The organism is Bdellovibrio sp. HCB274, assembly GCF_047306075.1.
In the GTDB taxonomy this organism is placed as follows: domain Bacteria; phylum Bdellovibrionota; class Bdellovibrionia; order Bdellovibrionales; family Bdellovibrionaceae; genus Bdellovibrio.
In genome coordinates, this window is sequence record NZ_CP178623.1 from 2,124,642 (window position 1) to 2,139,222 (window position 14,581).

16 protein-coding genes are annotated in these 14,581 nt (G+C 46.5%); 5 read left to right on the top strand and 11 right to left on the bottom strand.

The window, feature by feature from the left end; genetic code table 11:
* Window positions 1-32: 32 nt before the first annotated feature.
* Window positions 33-419, top strand: a complete 387-nt coding sequence (locus ACLWNV_RS10385) for a hypothetical protein (RefSeq protein WP_413584337.1) — start codon at window positions 33-35, stop codon at window positions 417-419.
* On the opposite strand, the gene ACLWNV_RS10390 is transcribed toward ACLWNV_RS10385, so the two are convergent.
* The 7 genes from ACLWNV_RS10390 to ACLWNV_RS10420 all read right to left on the bottom strand — a co-directional run bounded on the left by ACLWNV_RS10390 (window position 411) and on the right by ACLWNV_RS10420 (window position 6,223).
* A complete protein-coding gene (locus ACLWNV_RS10390; protein WP_413584338.1) occupies window positions 411-1,010 on the bottom strand; it encodes a hypothetical protein in 600 nt (199 codons plus the stop codon). The genes ACLWNV_RS10385 and ACLWNV_RS10390 overlap by 9 nt on opposite strands.
* Window positions 1,007-1,942, bottom strand: a complete 936-nt coding sequence (locus ACLWNV_RS10395; protein WP_413584339.1) for a hypothetical protein — start codon at window positions 1,940-1,942, stop codon at window positions 1,007-1,009. Before ACLWNV_RS10395 ends, ACLWNV_RS10390 begins: the two co-directional genes overlap by 4 nt.
* Before the next feature lie 3 nt (window positions 1,943-1,945).
* Window positions 1,946-3,358 carry an ABC transporter substrate-binding protein gene (locus ACLWNV_RS10400; RefSeq protein ID WP_413584340.1) on the bottom strand — a complete coding sequence of 471 codons (1,413 nt, stop codon included), beginning with the start codon at window positions 3,356-3,358 and terminating at the stop codon, window positions 1,946-1,948.
* A gap of 68 nt (window positions 3,359-3,426) precedes the next feature.
* Complete coding sequence (locus tag ACLWNV_RS10405) at window positions 3,427-4,101, bottom strand: hypothetical protein (protein WP_413584341.1); 675 nt, start codon at window positions 4,099-4,101, stop codon at window positions 3,427-3,429.
* Between the two features lie 58 nt (window positions 4,102-4,159).
* On the bottom strand, window positions 4,160-4,606 hold the full coding sequence (locus ACLWNV_RS10410) for a hypothetical protein (RefSeq protein WP_413584342.1): 447 nt from the start codon (window positions 4,604-4,606) through the stop codon (window positions 4,160-4,162).
* A complete protein-coding gene (locus ACLWNV_RS10415; RefSeq protein ID WP_413584344.1) occupies window positions 4,603-5,214 on the bottom strand; it encodes a hypothetical protein in 612 nt (203 codons plus the stop codon). Before ACLWNV_RS10415 ends, ACLWNV_RS10410 begins: the two co-directional genes overlap by 4 nt.
* Window positions 5,215-5,221: 7 nt before the next feature.
* On the bottom strand, window positions 5,222-6,223 hold the full coding sequence (locus ACLWNV_RS10420) for a hypothetical protein (RefSeq protein WP_413584345.1): 1,002 nt from the start codon (window positions 6,221-6,223) through the stop codon (window positions 5,222-5,224).
* A gap of 264 nt (window positions 6,224-6,487) precedes the next feature.
* On the opposite strand from ACLWNV_RS10420, the gene ACLWNV_RS10425 reads away from it, so the two are divergent.
* Window positions 6,488-7,234 (top strand): hypothetical protein, encoded by a 747-nt coding sequence (locus tag ACLWNV_RS10425; RefSeq protein ID WP_413584346.1) that lies wholly within the window; start codon window positions 6,488-6,490, stop codon window positions 7,232-7,234.
* Here the strand turns inward: ACLWNV_RS10425 and ACLWNV_RS10430 are convergent.
* On the bottom strand, window positions 7,231-7,767 hold the full coding sequence (locus ACLWNV_RS10430) for a hypothetical protein (RefSeq protein WP_413584347.1): 537 nt from the start codon (window positions 7,765-7,767) through the stop codon (window positions 7,231-7,233). The genes ACLWNV_RS10425 and ACLWNV_RS10430 overlap by 4 nt on opposite strands.
* 267 nt (window positions 7,768-8,034) lie before the next feature.
* Here ACLWNV_RS10430 and ACLWNV_RS10435 point away from each other — a divergent pair, with 267 nt between their 5' ends.
* Complete coding sequence (locus ACLWNV_RS10435) at window positions 8,035-8,544, top strand: hypothetical protein (protein WP_413584348.1); 510 nt, start codon at window positions 8,035-8,037, stop codon at window positions 8,542-8,544.
* Between the two features lie 100 nt (window positions 8,545-8,644).
* Here ACLWNV_RS10435 and ACLWNV_RS10440 read toward each other — a convergent pair whose 3' ends face one another.
* The 3 genes from ACLWNV_RS10440 to mutM form a co-directional block, all read right to left on the bottom strand.
* The gene (locus ACLWNV_RS10440) at window positions 8,645-11,101 is read right to left on the bottom strand and encodes an acyl-CoA dehydrogenase (RefSeq protein WP_413584349.1); all 2,457 of its coding nucleotides are present in this window, start codon (window positions 11,099-11,101) and stop codon (window positions 8,645-8,647) included.
* A 513-nt stretch (window positions 11,102-11,614) separates the two neighbouring features.
* Window positions 11,615-11,836, bottom strand: coding sequence for an acylneuraminate cytidylyltransferase (locus ACLWNV_RS10445; protein ID WP_413584350.1), 222 nt, complete (start codon window positions 11,834-11,836; stop codon window positions 11,615-11,617).
* A gap of 124 nt (window positions 11,837-11,960) precedes the next feature.
* Complete coding sequence (gene mutM / locus ACLWNV_RS10450) at window positions 11,961-12,779, bottom strand: bifunctional DNA-formamidopyrimidine glycosylase/DNA-(apurinic or apyrimidinic site) lyase (RefSeq protein WP_413584352.1); 819 nt, start codon at window positions 12,777-12,779, stop codon at window positions 11,961-11,963.
* Window positions 12,780-12,926: 147 nt separating this feature from the next.
* Between mutM and ACLWNV_RS10455 the strand changes: the two genes are divergently transcribed.
* On the top strand, window positions 12,927-13,730 hold the full coding sequence (locus ACLWNV_RS10455) for a TIGR02147 family protein (protein ID WP_413584353.1): 804 nt from the start codon (window positions 12,927-12,929) through the stop codon (window positions 13,728-13,730).
* Window positions 13,727-14,566 (top strand): hypothetical protein, encoded by an 840-nt coding sequence (locus ACLWNV_RS10460; RefSeq protein WP_413584354.1) that lies wholly within the window; start codon window positions 13,727-13,729, stop codon window positions 14,564-14,566. Before ACLWNV_RS10455 ends, ACLWNV_RS10460 begins: the two co-directional genes overlap by 4 nt.
* Window positions 14,567-14,581 lie beyond the last annotated feature (15 nt).

Below are 14,581 nucleotides of genomic sequence, written 5' to 3' on the forward strand. Positions count from 1 at the left end.
CACTTTCCCCTGATTCTTACTAAACTATGAAAATGAATAACAATCTGATTCCCAATAAACTGTATTCCTGGATGGCCTATTCAGCCTTGGGGCCTTTTCTTTCCGCCGTTTATTTGGGAGCCACTTATCTGCCAAAGCCTTTGCCTTACCGATTTCTTTTTTCCGTCCACCTTAATCTTTCGACTCTGATCGGTTTCGCTGCTGCCTGGTATTTCCTTTGCCAATCAGCGTCCCACAATCCCACCCGTAAAATATGGTGGCAACTTCTGGTACTATTGCTTTGGACGGGACTCAATGACTCCTATATTGCGTTTCGCATGTATCAGGAAGCCGGAGCGCTCTTTCCGGTTCCTTTTTTAGTTACGGCATTTAATTTAATTTGCCTCGTGTTGATTCATCGAAAAAACCGCTTAGTTTGAAACCTTGTTTAACAGCGTATCCATGGCTTTAACGAATTCTCCATGGGCACTCTCCCGCTCTGCCGTTTGCGCCTCGACGTTTTTAAGTTCTTTTTTAAAATCTTCCGAAGTCAAAGCGCGGCAACTATTCATTCGGGAATGATCAAAGCACACCAAGAATTGAATCGCATTCTTATCAATTCGATTGGTCATCGAAGTGCAATTAGCCGCGCCGGCTTCATCGAAAGTTTCAACGAACGTCATAAATATTCTGCGAGGCATGATCTTCTTGGGATCAAGATCAATCATTTTACCCAGTTCCCGGGTCTGCTGAGTCATGCACCGATAAAGTGCCGGTGTGATTTCTGCGTCCACACCTGCAGGAACCGCCGCCGCCACCGAAAAAAGTTTTTGTGCAAGATTCATTCGTGACAAATAGATTTCCGCTGTCTTACTGGAAAATACCGGCTGCGCCGTCAACGGACCCGGAATTCTTAAGGCCGCCATGGGACTGGATGAAAAATGTGATTGCGGTTGATTTGGCATTCCGCCTAAAAATATCAATCCCATCATCCATTTCTTTTTAGGAATATATTCTTGCCACGTTTTCACTGACGAATACCTCTTCGCATAATGTAGTTTTTAAGTTGTTCAGCAAAGGTGTGTGATGCTGATATTGTCGGAAGTAAAATATTTTTATCATAACTGGGTGACGCGACATCCTTAATAGATAATGTCCCGGTAAGGTAACCTGCCTCATCTGCTGCGCGAACGAAGGCCCGATCCATGACTTCTTGCATGTCGGGAGAAACACCCATTGATGGCGCGATCAACACGATGGAATCCACCTGATACTTTGGCGCGATTTCGCCTTTGAAACGAGCCAGGTTATCTCTTAGAGCATGGACATTCTTATCCGTAAATAATTCTGATGTAGTCTGCGGCGGTATTAAAACTTCCTGGCTATCAAGATGCATTATCTGCCAGGCCATCAAAAGACCACTGGATTGATTTAGAATAACTTTTTCACCGGGAACCTTTTGTTCGATCAGCAAATCCGGAGATACCACGAAAACGACCTGATCAAACTGATATTCTTTCTGCAGATTTTCGAAAGTCGCTATCTGCTCCTGTAACGAGATGCCTCCCCGAGCTATACTTACGATGGAAAACTTACTAAGCGGAGTTTTCACCGGAATTTGCGCTAAAGACTGGTTTAACGAGTAAGCCGTACTTTCCGCCAATCCTTCCCAGGGTTTAAGACCCAAACCTAAAACCGGCCAACCACCCAGCATCAGTATTCTGTATTCACCGGGTTCTTTAGGAGTGTTTTCCCGAAATTGATTGGTAAGTCCGTCTTTTGCCAAAATCATTTTTCGATTACAAATTAATCCTGACACGTCAGACTTTTTGGAATCCAGTAAAAGATTCTGATAATCCACGATGGCCTTATCCAGGTTTTCCTGTTTCAACCAGCGTAAAAGCACCTGGTCCCCGGCGACCACAATGCCCATTAGAATAAAAAGACCAACAATCCACTTCATATTTTAATCAATCCGCGCCTGACTGAAATCCACGAACAACCCGTCAAAGCGCAGACCCTGGATACTTTTTTTGTGAATAACCATGCGACCAGAAGAAATCAAAGGAATCCACCCTGAGTTTGTTCCAACTGCACTGCTCACAGTTTGCAAAGCTTCTGGCAGAGCTTGCTTCGCCACCGCCTGATTCCATTTTGCGGAGAGCCCTGGTGATGCTGTCTCCAGAAAATTCATGAAGCCTGTCCAGTCCGGAGCATCCATCACCCAGTATTGGGAAATCATATCGATACGGCCCGTGGCGAATTCTTTTTCCAGTACCTCGGGTTGAAGGAACTGAGTTTGCACAGTGATTCCCTGTCGTCCCAACTGTTCTGTAATCGCATCCGCAAAAGAGCGAACTTCGCTTATATCAGGCAATCCCAAGCTTAACTTTAAGGGCTTTCCACCCGTAACAGATTTGGAGTCCGCTGACTTCACGTTAACTCCAGGAACAATTTGCAACAAGGGTTTCCCCGTCATCGGCAGCAAAGCATTGACGATCTCTTCACGACGCAGTCCCTGAGAGATGCGCTGTTTTCCGTCTGGGTTTTTCCTCATCCACTGGGGCGAAACTTTAAGATATCCCAGGTTCAGTGCTGGCCCCACCAACAGGACACCTTTTTGCCGCTCCAGTTCTTTTGTGAATACTGAAAACTTAAAATCCCCCAAACGAATACTTTCGGGCACAAACAGAACTTGAACTTTATCGGCATCAAACATCTGCTGATTACTTAATTGCTTACCCAGAAATGTCAGCCTGAAATCATCTTTTCTGCCCTTGCCAATGACCAGAGCCGTTTCGTCCTGAGAAAGAATATGAAATTCTCCAGTTCCCTTTGTCCATGAGGTGAAATCTTTGTTTTGATAAGCTTCCTTGGGAAGAACCAAAAACTGTGTTTTCACGAGTGTTTGAAACCAAAATGGATTGGCTTTTTGAAGTTCAACTTGCAGGGTCATTTTATCCGGAAAAGAAAATCCTGCTGGATATTTAATACGTCGATCCTCTGGTGAAAGTTTCTTCCACTCCTGAATCCCGACAATCCCATCCAGATCCCGAGCCACGATGGAATGTGTTTGCGGATCGGCAACCCGCAATAATGTTGCCGCGACATCTGCCGCTTCAACGTCCCTAACGGTCTTTTCGGAGTCCGACCAGAAAGTGAATCTTGCGCCTTCTTTAACTTTAATAAGGATTTTCTTACCTTGAACCGAAGGTATTTCAGCAACTCCCGCTTCAATGCGGTACTCGCCCGTTTTCGCATCAACTACGAAATTAAGCAGAGGTTGATGCAACAATCTTACGATGCTGGATTGGGGATTGAGATTGAATTGCACCGGATCCAGAGTTTCCGGCAATTTCGAAATGCCAATTGTAATCATCTGCTTTCTTTGAAACCAGGAACAGGAACTTAATAGCAAGACGCTAAATAAAACTACAACTAAACTCTTCACGCCAGAACTCTCTTTGCTTTCAGTTGAGGAAGAAAACTATAATCAAACATCAATGCCTGGCAGGCCAGCATATAAACCGGCAATGCCTGCAGGACGAAAATACCCGCAATTGATACATGCATCAATGTCAGGGCCCACCAGAAAAAAACACGGCTGCGCTTCCAGAAAACAGGCAAGATCGCCCCGCATTGCAATAGTATCGTGGCCCAGGTAGCCACTTTCGCAACGAGGCCACTTTCCGCCAAAATCTTTCTGCCAAATCCAGGAACCATCGAGGGTCCCATTTGCGCAATCGTTTCTAACGCCTGCCCTTGAGACCACAGGGGATGCAGCAGTTTTGCCAATCCGGCATCAACGTAGGTGAGACCCATGACGATCCAAAGGACGTCCTGAGCCCATGTATGAAACTGCCAGGAGGAATCATTCCACTGCGCCTTCTGCGTTTGCACTATAATCCACAATAACAACCAACCCACCATTCCGGTGGCGACAGAGATGGAAGCCGGATTCAAATAATAAAAAACCACAAACCCCAAAAAGCACAACAAACCCAAGGGACGTCGCAAGGAATCCCGGAAAGATCCCACGCATCCCAGAACCACCGCCATCGCACAGAACAATGAGACAACCTGATGATTCCAAAGCGCCCAGTTGGCCTGATCGAGCAACACCCTGCTAAAATCCCAAAGCAGCGTAAAACTCAAAAGAAATTTCCCAGTCAGAAAGATATTAGAGGCACTGTATTTCAATTTGCTCTAACCTTTCTGGGAAAAGACTGCGCGCCTCTCTCCATAACGAGACCTTTTGAATTCCGTCCGGCAAATTCAACTTTGTCGCGACGTTTTCGTCACAAAACATTCTCTTTAAAATACGCTGTCGCTCCGGTGGTAAAACAAAGCCTTCCACCGCCGCCCAATAACTGCGCATTGTGATTTCACTTAACAACATGGAACGTTCATTATTGATATTTTCCAAAGACACCACTTCCAGACCACGTGGGGTTTGAACTTCGCAGTGGATTTTTTGAAAATGTCCATCACCTATAAAGGCATGCGCAAAAGGGCCCACGGCCACCCGTCGGGTTTCCACTCGTGGCAATACAAACTGCGAAGCAATTCGCCAAATGCCAGCGACAAGCAAAACCCAAAAAAGAATGCGCCCGGAAGACTTCATCACGTCTGAAACCTCGCGTACCCATACCCGTAATCCTGTCCGTCCCGTGTGAAGTTATAGCGTTGAAATCCATGGCGCGGTCGCCCGCAAGGACGAACTTCAAATACAAACTCCTCGACCGGATCCTTTACCAGATCATAGGTCGGAATAAAAAATTGCACGGCTTGCGGTTTAATAGCCTGCAGATAGCGAACCACGTGAGCGCGGCACATTTTGGTGATAAGATACACCAAGCGGTTAGGATGGTGGTATCCGCCGTTATATCTGACAGACTCTTTAGAAATCTGAAAATGGTCGTCCTCGCTGAATTCTTCTGGGAAACGCGCGACAATGGGTGTGCGATCGGAATAAACCACAAAATGCCGCTCTCTGTTTTCTTCGTCCAGAAAACGTAGCGTCACCGCTGCATCCGTCGGAACCTGTGAAGGGTCAATCTCTTCCAGGCGTCCCTGCCGAAACAACGGACTGACCAGTTTAAAGTGAACCTGATGAATTTTTCTTATTTGATACTTATTAAAAAGCGCATCCCAGATCACACCCGTAATTTGGGTGATATCCAGATAATCGCGATTTCCAGCATAACTAAAGGTGACCTCTACTGCTTCGTACATAATCAACCTAATTACAAGTACAGGTTGCCGTGTACCACCACGTGCATTCTTTTGCACAGATCTGAGTCTGTGTCAGGGCACTACGATAAATGGAACCGCTTCTACAAGATACAACCGATCCCGCCGGCACTGCTGGATCTGAATCCACTTTTGCGGCACCAGTTCCTTCTCCAGGTTGCGTATAAGGCGTAGGACAAGAAGGGTTCGAATTGGCATATGCCTGGAGCAAATAATAGTTTCCGGGGCACATATTTGACGTGTTGTTGGCATTCGTACAGCAGGACTGTGTGTTGCAGGTCTGCGAGGAAATACCGCTGCAGCCCATTCCTGGCGGACTTCCCGTGGGAGACGGATTATTACACGCGCGGGTCATGGTTCCCCCACCGCAAGAAACAGAACAGCCACTCCAGCCGCCCCAATTTCCGTTGCGCCAGCTGGTGGTCACTTGTCCACTGACCCGACCTACGTTGTCTGTTACGATAACCCGGAAATAATAAGTGACACCGGCGCTGCCAGTGGCTTCAGCATAGGAGCCAGAACACGCCGCCCAACTGGCTGTGCCCGTATCAATAGAACACTGATAGCTGGCGACACCACTTTCATTATCGGTCCCGGAAAAATACACGCGCGATGAGCCTGTATTGGTTCCGGTCCAACTTGTGATACTGACTGAAGGTGATGCCAAATCCACCGACCACGTACGCGTCTGCGCAGCCCCTACGGCAGATTGTTTACCAAAGTAGTCTGTTGCACGCACTTGAAAGGTGTAAGTTGTATCATTCGCCAGTGTCGGAGAAGTATATGATGTAAGAGTGTTGCAGTTGGTCCAGGCTCCGCTGTTCAAACGGCATTCGACTTTTGCGACTCTATAGTCATCGCTGCAACTAAAGTTGATCGTTTCAGCAGAGTAGCTACGCCAACCTGAAAGTGCTGAAGATATTGTGCACTCGGGAATCTCTGTATCGATTGCGCGCCAGAAGGCACCCGTGTTGTATGTGGGCTGTGCCATCACAAAAAGGCTCTTAAAGAGCAAAGGTATTAAAATCCAAAACATACCGAATAACCTATCGCTTTAAAATTTCTTTTGAAGTTAGATTGTTTCCATTTATGCTGGGAAACACAACCCTGCTGTGCGTTGCTGACTTTATTGCGTTCAGTTTTTAACTAGCGACAGCCGCACGAAAGGAAGAAATTGATCTTAAATGCTCAGATGTTTTTTTATTTATGGCGAGTCTTAGCTTTGAGTGCAGCCCTCTTGCTGCCAGCGAACGCTATGTTTACAGTTGTAGGCGCTCCTTTGATTGTGGCTCATGGATTTCATGGCTTCTATCGACGCAGTCGCAGTACGAACAATTCTTTTTTCACCCTGACTGCTTTGCTGGCATTTTTCTGTTTGATTTACTTTCTGCCACCAAAAAGTTTATTCATTACCACGGTTGTAGCGTTGGTTTCGCAAGTTCTGTTTGTAATTCACTTTTCCATTGATGAATTGTTTTTCGAAAAGAAGCCTTTATCGCTAAAAGTACTTCCTGAGATTTTGGTTTTGCCGTTTGCTATCTTAGCTTTGCATCTGCAGAACCATAAATTCTGGGGATTTCTGTTTTTGGTTTTCAGTTTGGCAGCATTGATTATATCGCTGGCGAGCGCAGAAAAACGCTTTAACCGCACGCGCAGGCAGCTTTCTCTTTTAAGCATTTTGATATTGGTTCTATTTTTTGGGAAATTTCAAGGCGCCGCCAGTGTGATTATCACCTATACGGCTCTTGTGCATTTTTTGGATTGGTACGAGTACTCAGTGCGAAATTCAAATTCTGGACAGGGCAAATCTTTGGGAGAGATCCTGGCTTTTCTAATTCCCATTCAGATTTTGGGAGCCTGGTATTATTTTAATACCGAGTCAGCGCCGTTTCTGGCTTACATATTTGATCCTCATTATATTGCCATAGGAATCATTTGGCATGTGGGCTGGTCACTGAATATCAAATCCCTACAAATTCTTCCTGCAAGCAGTCCCCGCTAGAACTCCAGATTGTCGACGGAAATTGGCAGACCGTAAACCCGCTCTTCCAGCTTTCCGTCGTTGTTCACTTCGCCAATGACTTCGATTTTACCGTTCATAGTTGCAGCAACATCTTTTTGAAATGCGATACCGCCACAAAGCATAGGACAGTCTGTCGCCACATAGGTATACTGATGACTGCCGGCCTTTTTAATCGTCAACCAGTCGCCCTCGCCGAGATACTGCAGATCCGCCCCAGAAACCTTACATAGATATTCGCCGTTGACCAATACAGGATCGCGAAGCGAGACGCGGATCTCCTTAAGACGCAGATCCCGCACATGATCAGACCATAGAAAACTGAGATTACCCAGGTTAATGTATTTGGCCTTTATGTCGTTCTCCTCTTGATTCTCTTTCCAGGCTTTACAGCTTTTCGATGTCGACGGTACGGCCCAGATATTGGTGTTCGCTGTGATTTGCAGTTCGGCTTGCGCGTTACCTGTCATAAAGAACATCACCGCTGGCAAAACCATTGCTTGTAGGTATCTCAAGGTAACCTCCGCTAAAGGTACTATGGTAGAGAGCTTTAAAATTTCCGCCAGTGCCCCTGCTAACAATCACGATCCTGAAAGTTTTACCCCTCTTATTTGCGCTTCAATTCGAAATAAAAAGGCACTGAGACAGTAAACATCGAATAATGTTTTTGTAATGCGGCTTAGTGGTGCCCTGTGGTCACCACCCCTCTTTTAATCAGAAAAATACTTTGGTACACAGTGTCCCATCACAAGATAACAAACTTAAATCCAAGGAGTTTTAAAATGAAAAAGATCGTTATGTTCGCAATCGCTTTGTCCGCTGCTGTTACTTCTCACGCGGCACCTTTGGCGCCAACTAAAGCGCAAATTTCACCGGACGACATTGATCAGGCTATCCGCCTGTCTGCCACAAGAAGAGACTCTGCTCTTAGAAAAATCACAGTTGTTGTCACGGACAGCGGCTCGAGTACAGACGTAAGCCCTCGTCATACGATCTATTTTACTTACAACAGCTTTGCAGAAATGGGCAACATGAGAGCTACATATCTGGTAGCGGAAGATGCATTTGCAGATGTTCAGGCTACACGCGTAAGCGCAGGCATTTACGAAGTAAGCTACATCGCCTACAGAGCTGAACAAGGCATGGTTAAAGTAACAAAAACAATCGACGCAACTGAAGCTTTCATCGAAGATAAAGCGAAAAGGGATGCTTGCGGTTATGACTTCTGCGACGCTGCCATCGAGGCGGCAATCGACATGAAAGAAACTTCTAAAAAAGCACAAAACTGGTAATCGATGAAAATAAAAAACCCCGGCTCATCACCGGGGTTTTTCATTTTCAAATATATCTTACAGGTAACTCGCCGCACCCCTAAAAGGTACGGCGTACCTTTTAGCGAATCACTTTGTTAGCGTGGTATTGTTCTTCTGTGAACTCATCCACCAGGATCGCGTCGTAGCGTACGGCATCGGCTTCTTTCATCAGGCCGGCTTCCTCTGCGTTGATCACGTTCTTAGCCAAAGCTTCATCAACCAGCATGTTAGCTTTCTTCTTAGGAAGAACGCCGTCACGGATCGCTTTTTTGATTTTCTTTTCAGCAGCTTCAGCTCTTAGAGAAACTGTGAAAGCGTAATCCAAACGACCTACCGCTTGATCGCGTTCTTTTGGAAGGTAGATACCATCTGTCAAACGATCACGGATACCGCCCTCTTTCATCATTTCAGCAGCGATAGCGTGAGTCCAGCCGTCAGACGCCTGGGAACCGATGGAGTTGATACGAGACCAAGCACCGATCCAGCCTTTGAAGAACCAACGGAAACCCGGGATCTTCAAGTTATCAAAGATACCGTCGAAACCTTTTTGAATTTCAACCATGCACATTTTCAGGTTGTAGTGAGCAAACGCCAGGTCTTCCTCACGACGGCCTTCTGCTTCAAAACGACGTAGGATCGCAGTCGCGATATACATGTGAGCCAGAATGTCAGCGAAACGACCTGTGATTTTCTCTTTCATTTTCAATGAACCACCCAATACGCCCATGGCGATATCAGATAGCAATGCGAAAGTAGCAGACGTCCAGGACATGCGACGGAAGTAAACTTTCATCTCTGGGTGACAGTCTGGAGTTGAAGCCAGGTAACCACGAGAGCAAGACAACAGGATCGCACGGCAAGTATTGCGGATGATGTGACCGATGTGACCGAAGAATGCACGGTCAAAGCCTTTCAGGTCATTTGCTTCGTAAGCTTTTACTTCAGCATATGCGAACGGATGCGCACGAAGAGCACCCTGACCGAAGACGATCAACGTACGAGTCATGATGTTTGCACCCTCAACTGTAATACCGATTGGAGTTGCGATATAGATCTCGGCCAATACGTTACGAGGTCCCATAGAGATACCCGCACCGCCCATGATGTCCATCGCATCAATGATCACTTTACGACCCATTTCAGTCGTATAGTATTTTTGCATCGCTGTGATAACGCCTGGTTTGATACCTTTATCAAGAGCACCCAAGCAATAACGTCTCATTGCTTCAAGTGTATAAGCTGTCGCACCAATGCGCGCTAGAGGCTCTTCAACACCTTCGAATTTACCGATAGAAACACCGAACTGACGGCGAACCACTGCGTGAGCAGAAGTTACGCGAGCAGCTAACTTAGTACCGCCCGTTGCTTGAGCTGGAAGAGAGATACCACGGCCTGCAGCCAAGCACTCCATCAACATCATCCAACCTTTACCAGCGTTGGCGATACCGCCCACGATAGCTTCTTCAGCGTCGACAACAACGTCTTTACCGTGTGTAGGACAGTTATAGAACGGAGTATTTAGTGGATCATGACGTTTACCAAGAACAACACCCGGAGTGCTGGAAGGAATCAAAGCACAAGTGATGCCAAGATCCTCGCCTTTACCCAAAAGATTTTCAGGGTCACGCAAACGGAACGCAAGACCGATCACAGAAGAGATCGCAGCCAAAGTGATCCAGCGTTTATTCCAGTTAAGTTTAATTTTGATTTTGCCATCAGTGTCTTTGAAAAGCACACCGCTGGAAACGATGGCACCCGCATCAGAACCCGCGTTTGGCTCTGTCAAACCGAAGCAAGGGATTTCCTTACCTTCAGCCAAACGAGGCAACCAGTGATTTTTCTGAGCATCAGTACCGTAGTGAGCCAAAAGCTCTGCAGGACCCAAAGAGTTTGGAACCATCACCTGAATCGCAACCGCGATCGAGCGAGAAGATAGTTTCATGATAACTTCAGAGTGGCAAAGTGCAGAGAAACCAAGACCGCCGTACTCTTTAGGTACGATCATGCCTAAGAATTTTTCTTTCTTGATGAAATCCCAGATGGGTTGAGGAATGTCTTTAGTTTTGTAGATCTCCCAGTGGTCGATCATTTTACAAAGCTGCTCAACCGGACCGTTCATGAATGCTTTTTCTTCCGCAGTCAAATCCGGGTAAGGTTCATTCATCAGGTTTTGGAAGTTAGGTTTACCAGAGAAAAGATCTTTCTCTACCCACACCACACCCGCATCCAGAGCGGCTTTTTCAGTGTCAGAAATTTTCGGTAGGAATTGGAACTTTTTAAAGATCGCAAACACACCCGAAGTGATAAGTGCCGTACGAATCGGCGGAACGTTGAAGATCACTGCCACCACAGCGAACACGATCCAAAGCCACATCGGAGCCGCAAAGCCCACCATGATAGCTGCCAAAACGATCGTCCACACGATCAAAGGACTTCCAAAGAAGCCAACAAACAAAAGCGCCACAATCGAGCCCAATACCCAGGCCCAAGTGCAACACTCTAAGAAATACCCATACAACGCGTTGATTGAATCCACCGTGATTCTCCTTATTATTGCTTACCCCATTAATTACACTCCTAAATCCGAGGGCACGCAAGAGAACGATGAATAATTCCTAACAAATACGAGGGCTTAAGTACTGTCAAAACCAGAGCCCCAACTCTATTCCCAACAATCCCTCACACAAAAAAACCGGCAAATCTCTCCCCTTTCCCACTCCCCATCCCCGGAGGGGGGCAAGGGGGCAAAGCCCCCAAAAAGCGGCTGAAAGCCGCCACCACAGCGGCGCTAAGTCGCCAAAAGGCGACAGCCAGCCAGAACCCAGCGGCGCCCGCAGGGCCAGCCAAAAAACAGACAAACACGAGGGCTGATCAAAAAGGTCCAGATGCAAGGCGGAGGGAGCGAACCGCAGCGCAGGCGTGCCCCAGGCACGTTGGAGCGAGGACCGCACCCGACAACGCAGCAGATGGGCCTTTTTCATCAGCCCGCAAGGCAAAAAAAAAAGCCAACCGTCACCGGTTGGCTTTTTTCAGCGTCAGCTAAGACAAACTATTTAGTTTCGCCAGCTGGAGCTGCTGGAGCAGTCGCATCAGCTGCTGGAGTAGCAGTAGCGTCAGCTGCTGGAGCTGCTGTACCTTCAGCTGGAGTAGCTGCAGTTTCAGTAGTAGTTGTAGTTTCAGTAGTTGTAGTTTCTGCTGGTTGGTTTTTAGAGCAAGTGAAACCAGTTGTGAAAGAAAGTGCTAGCAAAGCTGCGATAACGATAGCTTTCATTGTTGTGTCCCTTCGTAAATAAATTCCAGACTTACCGACATTGGTTCGCCTGAGTTTTTTGTTAATCTCGACTAAGGGCTAAGTTATACAAAACTATTATGGCTTAGCAACGAAATTTTAAAAATTATTTCTGGCAGTGGCCGCACCAAAAAGTATTTCGACCGCCCATGACCTTGGATTTTATATGTTGCTTGCAAACAACACAGGGCAAACCCGCGCGGTCATACACTTTGAAAGTGTTTTGGAAGTATCCACTTTCGCCTGAAGTTTGAGCAAAATCACTGATCGAAGAACCACCCTTTTCAATGCTTTCAGCAAGGATGCGACGGATCTCTTTCACCAGTAATTTTGCTCTCTCAAGAGAGAGTTTTTTTGCTGATAAAGTCGGCTTAATTTTCGCGGCAAAAAGTGCCTCGCTGGCGTAGATGTTCCCCACCCCAACAACAACTTTTTGATCCATAATGGCAACCTTCAAGGCCACCTCTTTATTGCGCAAACTTTGCCACAAGGATTCACCGGTAAACTCCGCGCTCAGCGGTTCCGGGCCAAGAATCTTCAACCTTGGATGCGCAGCGACATCATCTGCGGCCACAAAATCAAAGATCCCAAACCTGCGCGGGTCCCGATAAGCCAACCGCAGACCGCCAGAAAAATGCAAATATATGTGATCATGCAAACGCTCATCACCTTGTGGGGCGACTCGCCACGTTCCGGTCATTCCCAAGTGCGAAAGCATTCCGCCCTTGTCAGTCCAAAGTAAAAGATATTTCGCGCGACGCTCGACGCGTTTTACTTTTTGACCAATCAAAGTTTTCAATTGTTTCAACGGAATGGGATCGCGCAGATCCGGGCGCTTGAGTTCTATATCTGTAAGAATCGGTTGCTTGCGAAGAATCTTTTCCAGACCTTTACGAACAACTTCCACCTCTGGCAATTCAGGCATATCAACCTCTTAAATTTGAAGAATAGCGACTTCAACAATGAAAAGCCATTGATTACAGTTGTAAACATTCAAGTTGCCTTGCATTAGTGACGAAGAACATTGCGTTTTTGTGATGAAACTTTGTTTTTACTTTGCTAAGCAACTTCCATGACGGCGATGACCTACAGACAACTTCTAAAGCAGGAACTCGACGCACGCATTTCTGATAATGATCAGTACTCAATGCGTGCGATGGCGAAACAACTAAAGATCTCTTCCGCGATGCTTTCTTCTATTCTTAGCGGCAAAAGAAATCTTTCTGCCAAGCGTGCTTTGGAAATGGCCAAGAGTCTTAAGTTCAATAAAAAAAGAACTGATTACTTTCTGGCGTTGGTTCAGTACGACACTGTAAAGTCTGACGAAGCCAGAGCTGAACTTTTGGAAACTATTTTTTCACTTGCACCGAGGGAAAAACCTGAACAGCTGGATATTGATATTTTCAATTTGATTTCGGATTGGCATCACGTAGCCATCATGAAAATGACAAACACCACGCTAAATACATTGGATGCGAAAACCATCGCGCAACATCTGGATATTGACACGACAAAAGCGGTTGAAGCTTTAGATCGTCTTTTTAGACTGGGCCTTTTGGTTAAAGATGAAAATGGCGCGGTAAAATCAGCGAAGGCGCAACTGCTGGCAAACGCACCCAAGCACGAAGCTTTGCGAAAATTTCACCGTCAGATGATGGAAAAAGCGATCACGTCACTGGAAACGCAAACCTCCCAGGAAAAATTTGTCGGTTCTGAAACGCTGGCCTTTGACGAGCTAGACTTGGAAAAGGCCCGCGATATTATGGAAGAGTGTTTTTCCAAAATCATTCGCCTGGCTGCTGCCCGTCCCGAGAAAAAACATGTCTACCACATGGGCATTCAATTGTTCCGCGTTACAAAGGATCTGCAAAAATGAAAAACCTCATCCTGGCTCTTCTTCTGATTTTGCCTTTGCACGTGTTCGCCGGCGGCGATGACTCTTTTGGGACACGCAATGGTGGCAATGGCCAAGCTGCAGAGTTTTATGACATGGGAATTGAGATGGTTGAACGCTTGAATCTGCGGGAAGTGATCCAACTTTCCACAGGCCAAACGGTTTTTACCCAGTCCCTGGTTGATCTTTTTCAAAAAACTAAACTGGTCGTATCGGACAAGCCCCTGAGCCTGAACGGTTCGCTGGTGGATGCCATCAATTATCCTGACATCAATCGCATTGATCTGGATGGTGCATCCTGGAGTAACAAACCCAGATCACAGAAATACCGTCTGGTAATGCATGAAATTCTGGGCCTGGCACGCATCCCCGATCCTCAGTACAAAATATCAAACGAGCTTGTGCATACGGCCTCCGTTGGAATCGATTGGGACATGGGTTATCGTCCGAATTGCCTTGAGACCCGAAACGTAAGCCCCGCCCTGTCAGCCGAGCTGCTGGGTACTATTCTGGGAAATGAAAATCGCAGTACAATTAAAAACAATATTGCGATTTCTGCCTTTGAATGCCGAACCGGAATCAATTTACAGGGATTTGATTATCACCTTTGCGTTTTAAAACCAAAGCCCGCAGAGAATACAGCTAAAAAAGTGATTGATGTCCTGGATAAGATTGGAATTGCAAAATACACTCGTATTGCCAGCACGGCCCTGGTTTATGAAGTACAGAGTGTTTCCTGCAGCCCCAACGTCCGCACCAGAGCTCCCCAATGCCAAATTGAAGCTTACTGGAACAGGGACTGCCTCGCTAAGAAGTAAACTCGCTTGCGATTG

Excerpts from the sequence above, each read along its gene's own strand:
- ACLWNV_RS10460 (WP_413584354.1), top strand. The coding sequence starts at position 13,727 with ATGAAAAACCTCATCCTGGCTCTTCTTCTGATTTTGCCTTTGCACGTG.
- ACLWNV_RS10445 (WP_413584350.1), bottom strand. The coding sequence starts at position 11,836 with ATGAAAGCTATCGTTATCGCAGCTTTGCTAGCACTTTCTTTCACAACT.
- ACLWNV_RS10435 (WP_413584348.1), top strand. The coding sequence starts at position 8,035 with ATGAAAAAGATCGTTATGTTCGCAATCGCTTTGTCCGCTGCTGTTACT.
- ACLWNV_RS10455 (WP_413584353.1), top strand. The coding sequence starts at position 12,927 with ATGACGGCGATGACCTACAGACAACTTCTAAAGCAGGAACTCGACGCA.
- ACLWNV_RS10425 (WP_413584346.1), top strand. The coding sequence starts at position 6,488 with ATGTTTACAGTTGTAGGCGCTCCTTTGATTGTGGCTCATGGATTTCAT.
- mutM (WP_413584352.1), bottom strand. The coding sequence starts at position 12,779 with ATGCCTGAATTGCCAGAGGTGGAAGTTGTTCGTAAAGGTCTGGAAAAG.
- ACLWNV_RS10400 (WP_413584340.1), bottom strand. The coding sequence starts at position 3,358 with ATGATTACAATTGGCATTTCGAAATTGCCGGAAACTCTGGATCCGGTG.
- ACLWNV_RS10415 (WP_413584344.1), bottom strand. The coding sequence starts at position 5,214 with ATGTACGAAGCAGTAGAGGTCACCTTTAGTTATGCTGGAAATCGCGAT.
- ACLWNV_RS10420 (WP_413584345.1), bottom strand. The coding sequence starts at position 6,223 with ATGGCACAGCCCACATACAACACGGGTGCCTTCTGGCGCGCAATCGAT.
- ACLWNV_RS10385 (WP_413584337.1), top strand. The coding sequence starts at position 33 with ATGAATAACAATCTGATTCCCAATAAACTGTATTCCTGGATGGCCTAT.
- ACLWNV_RS10395 (WP_413584339.1), bottom strand. The coding sequence starts at position 1,942 with ATGAAGTGGATTGTTGGTCTTTTTATTCTAATGGGCATTGTGGTCGCC.